This window comes from Mesorhizobium sp. M9A.F.Ca.ET.002.03.1.2 (assembly GCF_003952365.1).
In the GTDB taxonomy this organism is placed as follows: domain Bacteria; phylum Pseudomonadota; class Alphaproteobacteria; order Rhizobiales; family Rhizobiaceae; genus Mesorhizobium.
The window spans coordinates 916,397-931,183 of the sequence record NZ_CP034443.1; the positions used below are offsets into that span (position 1 = coordinate 916,397).

Below are 14,787 nucleotides of genomic sequence, written 5' to 3' on the forward strand. Positions count from 1 at the left end.
AAGAACGGCCTTCGCTCCTTGACTTGCGTCAAAACCGGCGGCCCGCGACGGTCAACAGCTCTCCTTCCCGCCTCTCCATGATGGTGCCGCCGCCAGGCCTAAATCACCCAAGTCTTCGATCGCCGCCGCGTCTACCATGGAGACGAGGAAATGCGCCGGCTTGATTCAAGACAAACAATTTAACTTGGCCGTGTGTCAAACAAATTGGCGGCGGCAACAATAACCCGAAGGGGCAACGGACCAGGCAAAGCCGCCCATTATTTCTTGGAACCGTGCCAACGGAAAGAGATGAACGATCTGGGCCTCACGCAAACGCACGGTGTGCCAATACCGGATGATCCTCCTGTTTTGGGGCTGACCAATGCCGAAACGCGCTCCAGGTTCGAACAATACGGCCCGAATGCCCTCCCCCAACCGTATGCGCCATCCCTCGCCGCCGTATTCTTGCGGCAGTTCCTCAGCCCGCTGATCTACATCCTTGTCTTCGCAGCCGTGGTCTCGCTGGCATTGGGAGACGCTAAGGATGCGCTGTTCATCGGCGTTGTCCTGGTGATCAACGGCATCATAGGAGCCGCACAGGAATATTCGGCCGGGCGGGCTGCGGCAGCGCTCCGAAATCTGGAAGAACCGCATGCGTCGGTGATCCGCGATGGAGCGCAGTGCAGGATCGACGCCCGCGAACTCGTTCCCGGCGACTTGGTGCTCCTGGAAGCCGGTTCAAGGGTTCCGGCCGATATTCAGCTTCTGCTCAGCAAGGACCTTCAATGCGACGAGTCGCTGCTGACCGGCGAATCCAGACCGGTGAAGAAGAGAGCCTCATTGTCGAGTGCGGAATTGGGGCGGAACATTGCCTATGCCGGTTCCATGATCACGCGGGGACGCGGACGAGGTGTCGTCGTTTCGACCGGCGGCGCAACGGAAATCGGCAAGATCGCGCAGGAGATCGGCAAGCGCTCGATATCCAAGCCGCCACTCCTCATACGCCTGGAGCGCTTTTCGCGGATGATCGCGATCGCTGTCTGCCTGGCAATTCTTCTGCTGGTCGCGGTCGGGCTTCTGCGGGACGTCCCCTATCGTGACCTGTTCATGCTTGCGGTCGGTCTTGCGGTCAGCGCAATTCCCGAAGGGCTGCCCGTCGCAATCTCCGTCGCTCTGGCCATCGGCATGCGACGGATGGCCAGGGCAAATGTCATCGTGCGCAAGATGCCGGCAATGGAATCGCTTGGCTCCTGCACCATGATCGCGACAGACAAGACGGGCACGCTGACGATGAACGAGCTCACCGTCACGGACATCCTGCTGCCGGACGGAACACGACTGAAATGCGAGGCGGGCCAGGATCTGGACGCGTGTTCAATCGTATCGCCACACGGCGACAATGCGCAGGCCTCGTTGCGCGCATCCGCCCTTCTGAAAGCGGCTTCCTTGCCCAATGAGGGGCGTCTGTTCAAGGAGCGGGAAAGCTGGAGCCGGCACGGCGACCCCGTCGATGTCGCCCTGCTGGCGGCAGCCCGCAAGGGTGGTATCGCGCAGGAGGAAATCGCCGCGCACTACCCGCTCATCACCCGCATCCCCTACGAGCCGGACCTCAAATACGCCGCCTCCTTTCACCGCCGCAAGGGCCGTGTCCGTATCTTCGTCAAGGGCGCGCCCGAAACGCTGATAGCGATGGCCAGCCAGATGGATGCCGATGGCCGACCATTGCCGATCGACGCTGAGTTTCTGCTGCGCCAGAAAGAGGAGCTTGCCGGAATGGGGCTGCGCGTCCTGGCATTCGCCCAGGCGGAGATCGACACGACACCGGATGACGGGTATGCGCATCACCATCTGGTGGATCTCACCTTTCTCGGCATGGCGGGAATGCAGGATCCGGTGCGCCCCGAAGTGCCGAACGCCATCCGCGACTGCTATCGTGCCGGCATCGAGGTGGCGATGGTGACGGGCGATGATCCGCGAACGGCAAGCGTGATCGCCGAGCAGGCCGGTTTCGTGTTCAAACCCGACCAGGTGGTGACGGGCGAGACGGTGCGCCGCGCCGAGCAGGAGGGGGAAGCGGCACTCGACAAGTTGACGCGTAACGCCCGTATTTTTGCCCGCGTCGATCCGGCACAGAAGCTCTCGATCGTTTTGTCCCTCTCACGCAACGGACATTTTGTCGCCGTCACCGGCGACGGCGTCAACGACGCGCCGGCGCTGAAGCATGCCCATGTCGGCGTGGCGATGGGACGAGCCGGCACGGATGTGGCCAAGGAGAGCGCCGATATCGTCGTCACCGACGACAATTTCGCCTCGATCGTCAACGGTATCCTGGAGGGGCGCGTCGCCTACGCCAACATCCGCAAGGTGGTCTTCATGCTGGTATCGACCGGCGCGGCGGAGGTGGTGCTGTTCCTGCTGGCAATGCCGATGGGGCTGCCCATGCCTTTGCTGGCCGTCCAGCTCCTTTGGCTCAACCTGGTCACCAATGGGATACAGGACGTGGCACTTGCCGCCGAGGCGGCTGAGGGCGACGAACTTCGCTATCCGCCCCGCCGTCCGAACGAGCCGATCCTGGATCGCCTGATGATCCGCCGCATCTGGCATTCCGTTCTGGTCATGGGCGTCGGAGGCTTCGCCGTCTTCTACTGGCTGCTCCAGCAGGGTTATCCCGAGGAGCAGGCGCGCAACCTTCTGCTCCTTCTCTTCGTCCTCTTCGAGAATTTCCAGACCTTTAACAGCCGCTCCGAACACCTCTCGGTCTTCCGTCAAAGACTGTTCGCCAATCCGCTCCTCGTCCTCGGCGTGCTCGGCGCGCAGGCGCTGCACATCGGCGCGATGTATATTCCAGGACTGAGCGACACGCTGCAGATCACGCCGGTTTCGCTGCGCGAATGGGGGATGTTGCTTCTCCTCGCCGCAACCCTGCTGGTGGGCATGGAGTTCGAAAAATGGCGAGAGCGTCGCAGGGCTGCGGACAATGAACGCCAGGATACACAGCGCCTCGGTGAATGAGGCAGTCATTGCCGAAGACGTGGCTACTTTGACAGACGGATAGCCGCCATATCTCGCCCTGGACAAAACCGGTGCGACAGAAGCCCGACAATGGCGGCGCCGCCACTGGATTCGCGGCCAATGCTACGGAACCGCCGCGCCAAGCTGAACGAGATGGGCGGCCCGGCTTGATGCCTCGCCGGTATCCTACTCCTCGTCGTCCGAATCCTCGTCCTTCGACTTCAGCGCCGAAAGCTTGGCGAAGACGGCGTTGGCGTCGAGTTCCGCATCCTCGTCCTTCGGCTTCTCCGGCGTCGGCACCAGCCGCTCGGTCAATGCCGCCGGCAGCAGCGTGTCGCCGGCCGGCTGTGCCTGCTCGCGGCCGCGCGAGGCGCGGTTAACTTCCATGTCGAGGTCGATCTGCGAGGCAAGACCCAGCGTCACCGGGTCCATTGGCTGCAGATTGGCCGAGTTCCAATGCTTTCTGTCGCGGATCTGGTCGATCGTCGACTTGGTGGTACCGACGAGGCGCGCAATCTGCGCGTCCTTCAGCTCGGGATGGTTGCGCACCAGCCAGAGAATGGCGTTGGGCCGGTCCTGGCGCTTCGACAGCGGCGTGTAGCGCGGACCCTTGCGCTTGGATTCGGGCACCCGCACCTTGGGGTCGGACAGTTTCAGCCGATGGTTCGGGTCCTTCTCGGCGCGCGCGATCTCGTCGCGGGTCAGCTGGCCGGTCATGATCGGGTCCATGCCCTTGATGCCTTGCGCCGACTCGCCGTCGGCGATCGCCTTGACCTCGAGCGGATGCAGCGAGCAGAACTGCGCGATCTGCTCGAAGGAGAGCGCGGTATTGTCGACCAGCCAGACGGCGGTCGCCTTGGGCATCAGCAGCGTATTGGCCATTTGAAAAATCCTTCTCGTTCGCCCGCGTTCCCGCGCGGGCGGTGGTTTAGAGCCACCAAAATGGGAAATTCGCGGTCTGTATAACCGCTCTCTCGCCATTTCGCAATGTTTTTGGGAGGCCAGGCGGCAAGGACGGTCAGACCCCGTCAAGTAGCCTTGGCGATCGGGGACCGTGCCACTCGCTTTATTCGCCAGCCGGCTTCGGCTGACTGATCGCGCACACGGCTTCAACGGCGGTCAATTGCCGAAGCTCGCCCTGAAGAGACTGGCATGGGGCTCCAAAACCGTCACTGCTGTACCGACGTCCAAAAGACAAAACCCGCCGGACAGGATCCAGCGGGCTCGGAACCGGCGACGGAAATCCGTCTGCTGCGGCTCTGGCTTCTAAAGCATGATCTCGGGCCTAGGCGCCGCGAAAAGCGGCCTGATGCTTTCGGGCGGGATCACGCTCGAAATCAACGCGCCTGACGGGCGATCCTCTCGATGTCAGCACGGTTGATGCCGAGATCGTTGAGCTGACGGGCGTTGAGCTTGTTCAGTTCGCGCACTGTCTCGTTGTACATGCGCCAGTTGCGGAAAGCACGGATCGGGTTCATGGTGGTCCTCCATTTGTTGGATCATTCGTTTCGATGACGCGTAAATAGGCATCGCTGCCCAGGAATTGAACAGACGCTTTTGCATGGCCGCAATGCAATTGTTGCATTGCACCATTAAGCTTTTGTTCAGCTTGTCGGAGCGCACGTCTTGGGCGATGTGTCAGCCGACATCGAGCACGATCTTGCCGATATGCTCGCCGTCCTCCATCCGCTCATGCGCCCGCCATGCTTCCTTGAGCGGGAAGATCATGTCCATGACGGGGGCCACCTTGCGGGTGCCGAGCAGCGGCCACACCTGCGCCTCCAGTGCCGCGGCGATCGCCGCCTTGAATTCGACGGTGCGCGGCCGCAGCGTCGAGCCGGTGTGGGTGAGCCGCTTGACCATGATCTTCGAGAAATCGGCGCTCGCCACCGCCCCGCCCTGCGTGGCGATCTGGACGATGCGGCCTTCCATCGCCGCAGCCTCGTAGTTTCGCGCCACATAGTCGCCGCCGACCATGTCGAGGATGACGTTGGCGCCGCGGCCGTCGGTCGCCTCCTTGACCGCCGCGACGAAATCCTCCTCGCGGTAGGTGATCGCCCGGTCAGCGCCGAGCTTCAGACAGGCGTCGCATTTCTCCTGGCTGCCGGCAGTGGTGATGACGTAAGCGCCGAAGGCCGAGGCGAGCTGGATCGCCGTGGTGCCGATCCCGGACGAGCCGCCATGCACGAGCAGCGTCTCGCCGCTCTTCAAGGCCCCGCGCTCGAAGACATTGTGCCAGACGGTGAAGTAGTTTTCCGGCACCGCCGCAGCTTCGGTGTGGGTAAAGCCGGCGGGCAGCGGCAGCACGCTGCCGGCATGAACCTTGACATATTCGGCATAGCCGCCGCCGGGCGTCAGCGCGCAGACCCGGTCGCCGACGCGCCAGCGCGATATCTCATCGCCAAGGGCTGCGACTTCGCCGGCGGCTTCGAGGCCGGGCAGATCCGACGCGCCGGGCGGCGGCGGATAGGCGCCCTTGCGCTGCTGCACATCCGGCCGGTTGATACCGGCGGCGCGCACCCGGATCAGGATTTCGCCGGGACCGGGCATGGGCACGTCGCGCGTTTCCGGTTTCAGCACCCGCGGTCCGCCGGGTTCCGAGATCGCAATGGCCGTCATCTTCGCCGGAATCTTATTCTGTCCATTCGCCATGAATTTTCCCGTCTCGCTTCGCCAGTTTCCTGCCAGCTGCCAGTTTCTTGCCGACTATTTGCATCCATGCCCCTGCCCTATGTATGCTGATTGCCAAATCAGGCAAATGGCCACGACAGCGCCGGGCATCCGATTGGACGCCCAAAGGACGCTGCAGCAGTTTAATTTTCGCGCATGAGCGAGGAGCGACGATGGCGATCTTCGACGACGAACCCAAAAAGAAAGCGCGCCCGCATGAGATCGGGCAGGATCTGTCGCTGCTTTCCGTCGATGAACTGTCCGAGCGGATCGGCATCTTGCGTGACGAGATCGCCCGGCTGGAAGCCGAACTCAAGACCAAGGGCACCACCAAGTCGGCGGCCGAGGCGCTGTTCCGCCGCGGATAATTCCAGGGCCAAAGTGTCCGCCGCCGAAAAGCCCGAATGCGACTGTCTTCAGATCCCTCCCTAAATTCCAGCCGGATCAGCTAAATGTTTGCAAGCTACCGACCGATCCTCTCGCTGCTTCGCGGCACCGCTTTCCTGCTGGCGGCGACCGGACTGCACGGGCTGCTGTTGCCGCTTCGCGGCCAGGTGGAAGGTTTCTCGACCGCATCGCTCGGCCTGATGGGCACGGCCTGGGCCGGCGGCTTCGTCACCGGCTGCTTCTTTGCACCGCGCATCGTGCGCCGTGCCGGTCACGTACGCGCTTTCGGCGCCTTTGCGGCATCGGGAGCCATCGTCGCACTGCTCACCGGCCTGATCATCGACGCCTTCCCGGCTTCACCATGGCCGGCGCTTCATGGTGATCGAAAGCTGGCTGAACGAGAAGTCCACCAACGAGAACCGCGGCGCCGTCTTCGGCCTTTACATGATGGTCACCTATGCCTCGATCATGGGCGGCCAGATGATCGTTGCCGGCGGCGACGTGAAGTCGGCCTCGCTGTTCATGATCACCGGCATCCTGTTCTGCCTGTCGCTCATTCCGACCGCGGTCTCGACGGCTTCGCACCCCAAGCCGCTCCAGGACGTCTCGCTCGACGTCAAGGGGCTCTATGTCAATTCGCCGGTGTCGGCGATCGCCTGCGTTTTGATCGGCATCGCCAACGGCGCCTGGGGCACGCTCGGCGCGGTCTATGGCGCCCGCATCGGCATTTCCACGGCCGAGATCGCGCTGATGATGAGCCTGGTGGTCGTCGCCGGCGCCGCCATGCAGCTTCCGGCCGGGCGCCTCTCCGACAAGACCGACCGCCGCTTCGTGCTGGCGGGCCTGGCCTTTGGCGCGGCGCTGTTCGCCGTTGCGGTCTTCCTGTTCGAGCCGCGCTCCGGCGTCTTCGTCATTGTCTTCACCGCCGCTTACGGCGCCTTTGCCTACACGCTGTATTCGATCGCCGTGGCCCATGCCAACGACCACGCCCGCGCGGAGGATTTCGTCAAAGTGTCGGGCGGCCTGCTGCTGCTTTATGGTTTCGGCACGATGATCGGGCCATTGCTGGCCGCCGCCCTGATGGGCTGGATGCGGCCGGAAGGCCTGTTCCTTGCGACTGCCTTCGCGCATCTTTGCCTGGCGGGCTACACGCTGCTGCGTATCAACCGTCGAGCTCCGGTGCCGATCGAAGATCGCGACGCTTTCAAGACGCAACCGGCCGAGCGCTCGATCACGCCGGAAGCCTTGCGGCTCGATCCGCGCAGAAAGCCTGAAACCAACGGTTGAGATTTGGAGAACTTTGCCCCACAAATAAGGTATGATGTTCTCCGACGCCTTCATGGCGATTGCCGATCCCAACCGGCGCTATCTCTTGGAAGAGCTCCGGCGCGGCCCCAAGACCGTCAACGAACTGGCCGCCGGGTTACCGGTTTCGCGCCCGGCTGTATCGCAGCATCTGAAGGTGCTGCTCGAAGCCGGGCTGGTCAACGCCAAGCCGGAAGGGACAAGGCGCGTCTATACGGTCAGCAGTGCCGGCTTCCTGAAGCTCAACATCTGGCTCGACCAGTTCTGGGAGGCAGAGCAGCCTGGTTGACCGTGGTAGCTGAGATGCGCCGCCACGCCTCGGCAGTGACGCACCAAGCGCGGCCAGCCGCGTGCTCTTGCCTTCCGGGTCGGTGAGCGCCTGGAACAAGAAGCCCGAGTTGTGCCGGATCATGCGGCATCAGGCCTGACCGTTATTGTAGGGGAAGAGCTTAAAATAAGGCTGCGCTTCCTCGAGCACGCGGGCGACTGACGGCCGCCGCAGCAACCGGTCGTGGTAGCGCCTCAACGCCGGATAGTCGTCGCCGAACGGCTCGACCTTGTTGGCGTAGAACAGCGCAGGCGCCGCGGCGCAGTCGGCCATGGTGAAGGCCTCGCCCATCACCCATGTGCTCGACCGCATGTCCTGGTCGATGATGGCGTAGGCGCTGCGCAGCTGGGCGCGCGCCTCTTCGACGCCGAACGGATCGGTCTTGCCTTCCGGCCGCAGGCGGTCGCCGACGATCTTCTGCATCGCGTGCTGCACGTAGAAGTCATAGATGCGGTCGGCGAGGCGGGTCTGGCGGGCAAGATCGACATCGGCAGGGATCAGTTCGACCGGTCCGGGATAATGCGCGTTGAGATATTCGATGACGATCGTCGATTCCGGCACGGTCTGGTCCAGCGCCTCATCGCGCAGCACAGGCATCTTGCCGGCCGGCGACAATTTCAGGAACGCCGCGCGCGACTCCTCATTGCCGAGATCGACGACAACCGATGTGAATGGCGTGCCGTTCTCATAGAGCGCGATCAGCGGCTTCCAGCAGAAGGATGCCAGTGGATGAATATGCATCGTCAGGGACATTGTTTTGTTTGTTCCTCTGGTGCTTCGCCTCGCGGACATTCGGCCCGCCACTTACCTGGCTTGGCTATGCGCCACGATTGCGTCGACGATGACGGCCCAATCGTCGGGATGCAGTTCGTGGCCGCCGCCTTCGATGCGGACAAGCCTCGCGCCGGCGACGGCTTCTGCGAGAGCGGCGCCATGCTCGACCGGAAAGATCGGATCCTCGGTACCGTGGATAACAAGGAGCGGAACCTTCAATTCGTGCACGTTGCCCCGATCTTCGCCGCTCTTGAGCTGGAAATGATTGGTCGCGCTCAAGAAGCCGCCGGATCGGTCGTAATCCTGTTCGACGAACGCCCTCGTCCGCTTCTTGTCGAAGGGATGGGCGGTACCGGCGATTGCTTGCGCGTCCTTGACGATGAAATCGACCATCTGGTCACGGTCGGACCAGTCGACCTTCGCGCCTTCAGCCGAATGCTTCATATACGCCTCGGTCATCCCTGGCAGATGCGACGTGTCGGTTCCCATCGGAGAAGTGCTGATCGCCGTAAGCGAGATGACCAGCGACGGGTGTTTCAGCGCCACAAGCTGCGCGATCATGCCGCCCATCGACATGCCGACCACATGCGCTTTCGCGATGCCGTGGTCGTCGAGCACGCGGATGGCGTCGTCCGCCATGTCGTCGAATGTGTAAGGCGGTTCGCCCGGCGCATATTTGGTCGAACGGCCGGTATCGCGATTGTCGTAGCGGATCACGAACAGACCCTTGCCGGCCAGTTTCCGGCAGAACGCCTCCGGCCACCAGAGCATCGAAGCCATGGCGCCCATGATCAGCAGCATCGATGGATGCGCGGGGTCGCCAAACGTCTGGGATGCGATTTCGGGTTCCGCGGTCTTGACCATTGTCGCGATCTCCTCCTCTGCAAACTAATTGCATTTTGCAATCAGTTGCATCATAATAAGACTGATACGATAGTGCAACCAGTTTTATCTGGAGAATCGCATGCACACCGATCACCGCTCTGGCTGCCCGATCAACCTTTCGCTTGAGGTATTTGGCGACCGGTGGAGCCTGATCATCCTTCGCGACATGATTTTCGGCGGCAAACGCCATTTTCGCGAATTGCTCAACGGTTCGATCGAGGGCATCGCTTCCAACATCCTTGCCGACCGGCTGAAGCGGCTGATGGAATTGGGCATGCTGACCAGGGCCGACGATCCCTCCCACAAGCAGAAGGCGATCTACAGCCTGACCGAAATGGCCATAACGCTGGTGCCGATCCTGGCGCATCTTGGCGCCTGGGGTCGCATCTGGCTGCCGGTCAGCGAGGAACTCTCGATCCGCGCCGAGCTTCTGGAAAAGGGCGGTCCGCCGATGTGGAACCAGTTCATGGACGAACTGCGCCACGAACATCTGGGCATGCCTTCCGACACGCCGCCGGATGCCACCGTCCGTGCGACCTTGCAGGCCGGATACGAGGCGGTTGTCGCCCGAAAGGCGCCGGGTGCCGGGTGCGATCCGGGTGCCTGACCAACTTATTTTCCCCATTGCAGGCCGGCTCTGCTATTAAAGGGATTGAAAACTATAATTTACGGGATTGGAAAAACCCTTGGTTGAGAACTCTAAGGATGCTGCCCGCGCGCGGGCCGATTTGCGTTTCAAGAAGCAGGAGGAAGCAGCCACGGTTCGTCAGAAGGCGATGGCGGAATATGTCGCCGAGAGCGACGCCCGCCAGATAAAGACCAACAAGCTGAGGGCGCTGCGCCTTGCCAAGGAAGCGGAAGACCTCGCCAATGCACCGGCTGTCCCGGCGAAAAAGCCGGCGCGGGCCAAGAAAAATAGGGCCGGTTCGTTGCGCATGACGCTGGAAACCCGGAATCGGTGTCCGGAAAGGATCATGCGCTGCTTCAGACTGTAGAGCGTCCCTTGCGCGTCCAACGGGACGCGCGGCACTCTGATCCTCGACAACGGGTCTGGAAGCGACCGGACGGCAGCGCCATATCAGGACAGTGCCGGTCAGCGGCGCTTCCATTTCGCCATTCACGCGAAGCGATTTCAACCGGAACCGGGATTTTGTATCTGTCGTCCCGGATCAGTGAATCACGTTTCAACAGGAGACTGCCATGACCGCACTGACGCTCGACAAAGCTATTGAGATCATCGGCGCCGCTTTCGCCAAAGGCGCCGAGCTCGAGCTCAGGCCGCTTGGCGTCTCGGTCCTCGATGCCGGCGCTCATCTGGTCGCTTTCCAGCGCCAGGACGGCGCCTCGTTGCTGCGTCCGCAGATGTCGGCCGGCAAAGCCTACGGCGCGCTTGCCATCGGCATGGGTTCGCGCCGCGTCGAAGCCTTCGCCAAGGAGCGTCCGCATCTGATCGCCGGCGTCTCCGACGTGTCGGGCGGACGCATCCTGCCCGTCGTTGGCGGTGTGCTGATCCGCGACAAGGCCGGCGCCATCATCGGCGCCGTCGGCATTTCCGGCGATACATCGGACAATGATGAGGCAGCCGCCATCGCCGGCATCGAGGCGGCTGGCTTCACCGCCGATCCGGGCTGAGGCCCGGACCTCTAGTTCATGTTGATGTCCCGACTGGCCGCCCGCATCGAAACCGAGAAGCCCGCCAGGACATCGACCAGTGCGATGACCATCAGCGTGAAGAAGACCGAGTGCGCCGCGCCCTTCACCAGCAGAAACTCGACCAGGAACGCCACGAAGACGAAGGTCGACAACAGGTGGTCCATGATCGAGGCGTTCGTCGTGCGTGTCGATTTCACGATTTCGACGAAGAAGAGGAGCAGCGCGATCAGCACGATCAGATCGCCGAGCGTCATCGAGAACACCCCACCCGACATCATGCGGATCGATAACATCTGGTTTGCCCAGGGATCGTCGCCACTGCCGAATATTCCCAGAAGCCCGAGATTGTAGAGGACGAAAGGCACGATCAGCAGCGGAATGGCACCGAACATCTGACGTCTCCGGTTGGATAGCCTTCTCTAGTATGCGCCCGGCGTTCGCCGTCAAGAATTTTCGTACGTGACCGCGAACACGGACAAAGACTGTGCGAAATAACTATGTCAGCCGGCCCGGCTGCCATCCGATACCGCAACTGGGATGTCTGAAATTGGTTCGAGGGGGGATCGCACATGCAAAAGGACCGGCGCAATGGCCGGTCCTTCGGGAGTCACAAAACCGTCAAAAGCGTTTCTCAGCTTTCCTTCGGCTCCAGAACCTGGCGACCGCCATACATGCCGGTCTTCAGGTCGATATGGTGCGGGCGGCGCATCTCGCCGGAATTCTTGTCCTCGACATAGGTCGGGGCCTTGAGCGCGTCGGCCGAGCGGCGCATGCCGCGCTTCGACGGAGAGGTTTTTCGTTTCGGAACGGCCATGGATATGCTCCACTAGATGGTCAAAATGCCCCGGCCGCCCTCGTGAAAGGGCCGCGTCAGGGGCCGGAATCTGAGAAAGTCGGGTGCCTATACACGCCCTGCGCCGTTTTGGCCAGCGCCGTCGCGAATTTTTTTAAGCTACCGCAGACAGCCGACATAGGCGCCGGACCGACCTGCGCGCCGCTCGATCAGCGCGGCCAGACGTCTCAGCCCCGGCCCGGGCTTCGCCGGATTGCGGGCGATCGGGTTCGGCAAGGTGACGGCAAGCAGCGCCGCCTGGCGTCGCGACAGCCGCTTTGCCGAAACCCCGAAATGGTGCTGGGCGGCGGCCTCGATGCCATAGATGCCCGGGCCCCATTCGGCAATGTTGAGATAGATCTCCATGATGCGCCGTTTCGACATCATCGCGTCGAAATAGACCGCCAGCGGCAGCTCGACGACTTTCCGGACCGAACCCAGCGGCCGCGACCAGAGATAGAGGTTCTTCACTGTCTGCATGGTGATGGTCGAGGCGCCGCGCGTCATCTCGCCGGCCAGTGCGTCGTCGACGACGCCCCTCAACTCGCCAAGATCGATGCCGCGGTGGAAACAGAACTGCCCATCCTCCGACATGATGACCGAATGCGCCAGCGCCGGCGCCACATCGTCGATCGAAACCCAGCGCCGGTCGTAGCCGGAAAACGTCGCCAGATCCTTCAGCATCAGTGTCGATACCGGATGCACGAATGGCGGCAGATACAGGAAGGTCAGCACCGCCGGTATCAGCGCCAGCACGATGGCGACGGTGATGCCGCGCCGGATCCAGCGCGGGGGCCGGCGTTTGAGACCGATGCGGTTGCCGCGTTTCGGCCTCACCATATCCAGCCCTTCGGTTTCGTGATCGACGATCGGTTCCGCCAAGCCGCCCAATCCATGCTGCTCCCTGCCCCGGCATAATGGCGCTTGGCTTCTTGCGCAACGTCTGAGTGTCGGCTACCCGTCCCGGGCATGATGAAAGACGATCAAATGCCGTTTGAGGCAGCGCTTGTCCAGCGCGCAGGTCCGCTCGAGGCGTTGCTCAGGCGGCTCCTCGACGACCGCCCGCTTTCAGGCGAGATCGCGCGGCCGCAACGCCTGATGGCGGCGATGCGCCATGGCGTGCTGAACGGCGGCAAGCGCCTGCGCCCCTTCCTGGTCATGGAAAGCGCAGCACTCTTTTCCGCCGACGGCGAGGCGGCGCTGCGCGTGGCGGCGGCGCTCGAATGCGTGCATTGCTATTCGCTGATCCATGACGATCTGCCGGCCATGGACGACGATGATTTGCGCCGTGGCCAGCCGACCGTGCACAAGGCCTTCGACGAGGCGACCGCCATCCTCGCCGGCGACGCCTTGCTGGCGCTTGCCTTCGACATCATAGCCGACGAAGCGACGATGCTGCCGGGCGAGCGACGGGCGGCGCTGATGCTGGCGCTGGCCCGCGCCGCAGGAGCCGGCGGCATGGTCGGCGGCCAGACGCTCGACCTCGAAGCCGAGCGTATCAGGCCGGACGAAGCCGGCATCATCCGGCTTCAGGCGATGAAGACCGGCGCGCTGATCCGCTTCGCCTGCGAGGCGGGCGCAATCCTTGCCGGCGCGCCAGCGGCCGATCGTGAAAGACTGGCCGAGTTCGGCTCGGCGATCGGGCTTGCCTTTCAACTTGCCGACGACCTGCTCGACCTGACGGCGGACGCGCATCAGATGGGGAAGGCGACGGGCAAGGATGCAGCCGCCGGCAAGGCGACGCTGGTGGCGCTGCACGGCGCGAACTGGGCGCGGGACCAGCTTCAAGGCCTCGTCGGCCAGGCCCACGCGCTGCTCGATCCCTACGGCGAAGCCGCCGCACTTCTGAAGGAAGCGGCGAAATTCGTGGCGGCCCGCAGCAGCTGACGCTGCTCTCTAAGGCGGGCTGAGCAGCCAAGGAGGGTTGGTGAACTGTTCGGCCAGGAAGTCCACGAACACCCGCACACGCGGCGACAGAATTCGGCCGGGCGGATAGACAGCGCATATTGGCGGTCCGTCGTGATGATTGTATCCGGTGAGCAGTGCGGTCAGTCTGCCTATCCTGATGTCCGGTCCGACCAATATCTCCGACATGCGGATGATGCCGACACCCGCAAGAGCCAGCCGGCGCAGGGCTTCCGTGCTGTTGGCCTCTATCGGGCTGCGGATACGCATGCTTTGCGGACCGTTCGGGCCATCGAATTCCCAGATGTTGAGGCCGCCGCGTGATGTAATGCCAAGACATGTATGATGTTGAAGGTCGCCCGGCGTCATCGGTGTACCGTTTTTCTTGATATACTGTGCGGACGCGCAAATCACACGGTGATTGGGCGCCAGCCGCCGCATCACCAGCCTGGAATCGCTCTGGGCGGCAACGCGCACGGCGACGTCCGTTTCCTCGGCCAATAGGTCGATAATCGCATCTGTAAACGTCAGCTCGAGCTCGATGGCCGGGTAGCGATCGATGAAAGCCGGTAACATCGGCACGATCAAACGATGGCCGAAGGCGCTCGGAAGACTGACGCGCAGCCGGCCGCGTGGTTCTGCGCCGGGTTGAATCGCGATTTCAGCCTCTTTGATGTCGTTCAGGATACGGCGAGCGCTATCGGCATAGGTGCTGCCTTCCGCCGTCAAGCCGATGCGCCGCGTCGAGCGTTGCAGCAAGCGCACGCCAAGGCGGGACTCAAGACGACCGATGATTTTGCTGACGGCCGATGGGGTCATCCGGAGCCGGCGTGCAGCAGCCGAGAAGTCGCCTTCCTCGACAACTGACAGGAACACGCCCATCGCTTCTTGCCGGTCCATATCTATTCCAATTCGTCACAGATGAACGGAAATTATCACCGATTATCGGCAAGGGCGATATATAATATGAAGTCCTCCTCAGCATGCGAAATGCTGGCGAGGAGAGTGCGATGCGTTCCGAACAGCCAGACCTGCGAGACGCTCACGAGCTGCATCG

Annotated in this window: 16 protein-coding genes and 1 pseudogene; 8 read left to right on the top strand and 9 right to left on the bottom strand. The window is 62.6% G+C overall.

What is annotated here, in order from left to right; translation table 11 throughout:
* Window positions 1–288: 288 nt before the first annotated feature.
* Complete coding sequence (locus EJ066_RS04580; protein WP_126035322.1) at window positions 289–2,991, top strand: HAD-IC family P-type ATPase; 2,703 nt, start codon at window positions 289–291, stop codon at window positions 2,989–2,991.
* Between the two features lie 186 nt (window positions 2,992–3,177).
* Here EJ066_RS04580 and EJ066_RS04585 read toward each other — a convergent pair whose 3' ends face one another.
* From EJ066_RS04585 to EJ066_RS04595, 3 genes are all read right to left on the bottom strand, one after another.
* Window positions 3,178–3,873 carry a DUF1013 domain-containing protein gene (locus EJ066_RS04585; protein ID WP_126035324.1) on the bottom strand — a complete coding sequence of 232 codons (696 nt, stop codon included), beginning with the start codon at window positions 3,871–3,873 and terminating at the stop codon, window positions 3,178–3,180.
* Between the two features lie 455 nt (window positions 3,874–4,328).
* Window positions 4,329–4,469 carry a DUF1127 domain-containing protein gene (locus EJ066_RS04590; RefSeq protein WP_126035326.1) on the bottom strand — a complete coding sequence of 47 codons (141 nt, stop codon included), beginning with the start codon at window positions 4,467–4,469 and terminating at the stop codon, window positions 4,329–4,331.
* 160 nt (window positions 4,470–4,629) lie between these two features.
* On the bottom strand, window positions 4,630–5,643 hold the full coding sequence (locus EJ066_RS04595) for an NAD(P)H-quinone oxidoreductase (RefSeq protein ID WP_126035328.1): 1,014 nt from the start codon (window positions 5,641–5,643) through the stop codon (window positions 4,630–4,632).
* Window positions 5,644–5,834: 191 nt separating this feature from the next.
* Here EJ066_RS04595 and EJ066_RS04600 point away from each other — a divergent pair, with 191 nt between their 5' ends.
* The 3 genes and pseudogenes from EJ066_RS04600 to EJ066_RS04610 all read left to right on the top strand — a co-directional run bounded on the left by EJ066_RS04600 (window position 5,835) and on the right by EJ066_RS04610 (window position 7,642).
* A complete protein-coding gene (locus EJ066_RS04600) occupies window positions 5,835–6,029 on the top strand; it encodes a DUF1192 domain-containing protein (protein WP_126035330.1) in 195 nt (64 codons plus the stop codon).
* Between the two features lie 84 nt (window positions 6,030–6,113).
* A pseudogene (locus EJ066_RS04605) lies at window positions 6,114–7,335 on the top strand (MFS transporter).
* A 31-nt stretch (window positions 7,336–7,366) separates the two neighbouring features.
* Window positions 7,367–7,642 carry a metalloregulator ArsR/SmtB family transcription factor gene (locus EJ066_RS04610; RefSeq protein WP_126035332.1) on the top strand — a complete coding sequence of 92 codons (276 nt, stop codon included), beginning with the start codon at window positions 7,367–7,369 and terminating at the stop codon, window positions 7,640–7,642.
* Window positions 7,643–7,771: 129 nt separating this feature from the next.
* On the opposite strand, the gene EJ066_RS04615 is transcribed toward EJ066_RS04610, so the two are convergent.
* Complete coding sequence (locus EJ066_RS04615) at window positions 7,772–8,434, bottom strand: glutathione S-transferase family protein (RefSeq protein WP_126035334.1); 663 nt, start codon at window positions 8,432–8,434, stop codon at window positions 7,772–7,774.
* Window positions 8,435–8,485: 51 nt separating this feature from the next.
* Window positions 8,486–9,319 (bottom strand): alpha/beta hydrolase, encoded by an 834-nt coding sequence (locus tag EJ066_RS04620; RefSeq protein ID WP_126035336.1) that lies wholly within the window; start codon window positions 9,317–9,319, stop codon window positions 8,486–8,488.
* A 100-nt stretch (window positions 9,320–9,419) separates the two neighbouring features.
* Between EJ066_RS04620 and EJ066_RS04625 the strand changes: the two genes are divergently transcribed.
* From EJ066_RS04625 to EJ066_RS04635, 3 genes are all read left to right on the top strand, one after another.
* Window positions 9,420–9,947, top strand: a complete 528-nt coding sequence (locus EJ066_RS04625; protein ID WP_126035338.1) for a helix-turn-helix domain-containing protein — start codon at window positions 9,420–9,422, stop codon at window positions 9,945–9,947.
* Window positions 9,948–10,026: 79 nt separating this feature from the next.
* Window positions 10,027–10,335 (top strand): hypothetical protein, encoded by a 309-nt coding sequence (locus EJ066_RS04630; protein WP_245455077.1) that lies wholly within the window; start codon window positions 10,027–10,029, stop codon window positions 10,333–10,335.
* Window positions 10,336–10,540: 205 nt separating this feature from the next.
* Window positions 10,541–10,972 (top strand): heme-binding protein, encoded by a 432-nt coding sequence (locus EJ066_RS04635; RefSeq protein WP_126035340.1) that lies wholly within the window; start codon window positions 10,541–10,543, stop codon window positions 10,970–10,972.
* An 11-nt stretch (window positions 10,973–10,983) separates the two neighbouring features.
* Here EJ066_RS04635 and EJ066_RS04640 read toward each other — a convergent pair whose 3' ends face one another.
* The 3 genes from EJ066_RS04640 to EJ066_RS04650 all read right to left on the bottom strand — a co-directional run bounded on the left by EJ066_RS04640 (window position 10,984) and on the right by EJ066_RS04650 (window position 12,716).
* The gene (locus tag EJ066_RS04640; RefSeq protein ID WP_126035342.1) at window positions 10,984–11,385 is read right to left on the bottom strand and encodes a hypothetical protein; all 402 of its coding nucleotides are present in this window, start codon (window positions 11,383–11,385) and stop codon (window positions 10,984–10,986) included.
* Between the two features lie 239 nt (window positions 11,386–11,624).
* On the bottom strand, window positions 11,625–11,807 hold the full coding sequence (rpmF, locus tag EJ066_RS04645) for a 50S ribosomal protein L32 (protein ID WP_126035344.1): 183 nt from the start codon (window positions 11,805–11,807) through the stop codon (window positions 11,625–11,627).
* 138 nt (window positions 11,808–11,945) lie between these two features.
* Window positions 11,946–12,716: a transglycosylase domain-containing protein gene (locus tag EJ066_RS04650; protein WP_126035346.1), complete on the bottom strand. Its 771-nt coding sequence runs from the start codon at window positions 12,714–12,716 to the stop codon at window positions 11,946–11,948.
* A 78-nt stretch (window positions 12,717–12,794) separates the two neighbouring features.
* On the opposite strand from EJ066_RS04650, the gene EJ066_RS04655 reads away from it, so the two are divergent.
* Window positions 12,795–13,712 carry a polyprenyl synthetase family protein gene (locus EJ066_RS04655; RefSeq protein WP_126035348.1) on the top strand — a complete coding sequence of 306 codons (918 nt, stop codon included), beginning with the start codon at window positions 12,795–12,797 and terminating at the stop codon, window positions 13,710–13,712.
* 9 nt (window positions 13,713–13,721) lie between these two features.
* On the opposite strand, the gene EJ066_RS04660 is transcribed toward EJ066_RS04655, so the two are convergent.
* Window positions 13,722–14,630: a LysR family transcriptional regulator gene (locus tag EJ066_RS04660; protein WP_126035350.1), complete on the bottom strand. Its 909-nt coding sequence runs from the start codon at window positions 14,628–14,630 to the stop codon at window positions 13,722–13,724.
* Between the last annotated feature and the right edge of the window lie 157 nt (window positions 14,631–14,787).

Excerpts from the sequence above, each read along its gene's own strand:
- EJ066_RS04600 (WP_126035330.1), top strand. The coding sequence starts at position 5,835 with ATGGCGATCTTCGACGACGAACCCAAAAAGAAAGCGCGCCCGCATGAG.
- EJ066_RS04615 (WP_126035334.1), bottom strand. The coding sequence starts at position 8,434 with ATGTCCCTGACGATGCATATTCATCCACTGGCATCCTTCTGCTGGAAG.
- EJ066_RS04580 (WP_126035322.1), top strand. The coding sequence starts at position 289 with ATGAACGATCTGGGCCTCACGCAAACGCACGGTGTGCCAATACCGGAT.
- EJ066_RS04640 (WP_126035342.1), bottom strand. The coding sequence starts at position 11,385 with ATGTTCGGTGCCATTCCGCTGCTGATCGTGCCTTTCGTCCTCTACAAT.
- EJ066_RS04635 (WP_126035340.1), top strand. The coding sequence starts at position 10,541 with ATGACCGCACTGACGCTCGACAAAGCTATTGAGATCATCGGCGCCGCT.
- rpmF (WP_126035344.1), bottom strand. The coding sequence starts at position 11,807 with ATGGCCGTTCCGAAACGAAAAACCTCTCCGTCGAAGCGCGGCATGCGC.
- EJ066_RS04595 (WP_126035328.1), bottom strand. The coding sequence starts at position 5,643 with ATGGCGAATGGACAGAATAAGATTCCGGCGAAGATGACGGCCATTGCG.
- EJ066_RS04585 (WP_126035324.1), bottom strand. The coding sequence starts at position 3,873 with ATGGCCAATACGCTGCTGATGCCCAAGGCGACCGCCGTCTGGCTGGTC.
- EJ066_RS04625 (WP_126035338.1), top strand. The coding sequence starts at position 9,420 with ATGCACACCGATCACCGCTCTGGCTGCCCGATCAACCTTTCGCTTGAG.
- EJ066_RS04655 (WP_126035348.1), top strand. The coding sequence starts at position 12,795 with ATGATGAAAGACGATCAAATGCCGTTTGAGGCAGCGCTTGTCCAGCGC.
- EJ066_RS04620 (WP_126035336.1), bottom strand. The coding sequence starts at position 9,319 with ATGGTCAAGACCGCGGAACCCGAAATCGCATCCCAGACGTTTGGCGAC.
- EJ066_RS04660 (WP_126035350.1), bottom strand. The coding sequence starts at position 14,630 with ATGGACCGGCAAGAAGCGATGGGCGTGTTCCTGTCAGTTGTCGAGGAA.
- EJ066_RS04610 (WP_126035332.1), top strand. The coding sequence starts at position 7,367 with ATGATGTTCTCCGACGCCTTCATGGCGATTGCCGATCCCAACCGGCGC.
- EJ066_RS04590 (WP_126035326.1), bottom strand. The coding sequence starts at position 4,469 with ATGAACCCGATCCGTGCTTTCCGCAACTGGCGCATGTACAACGAGACA.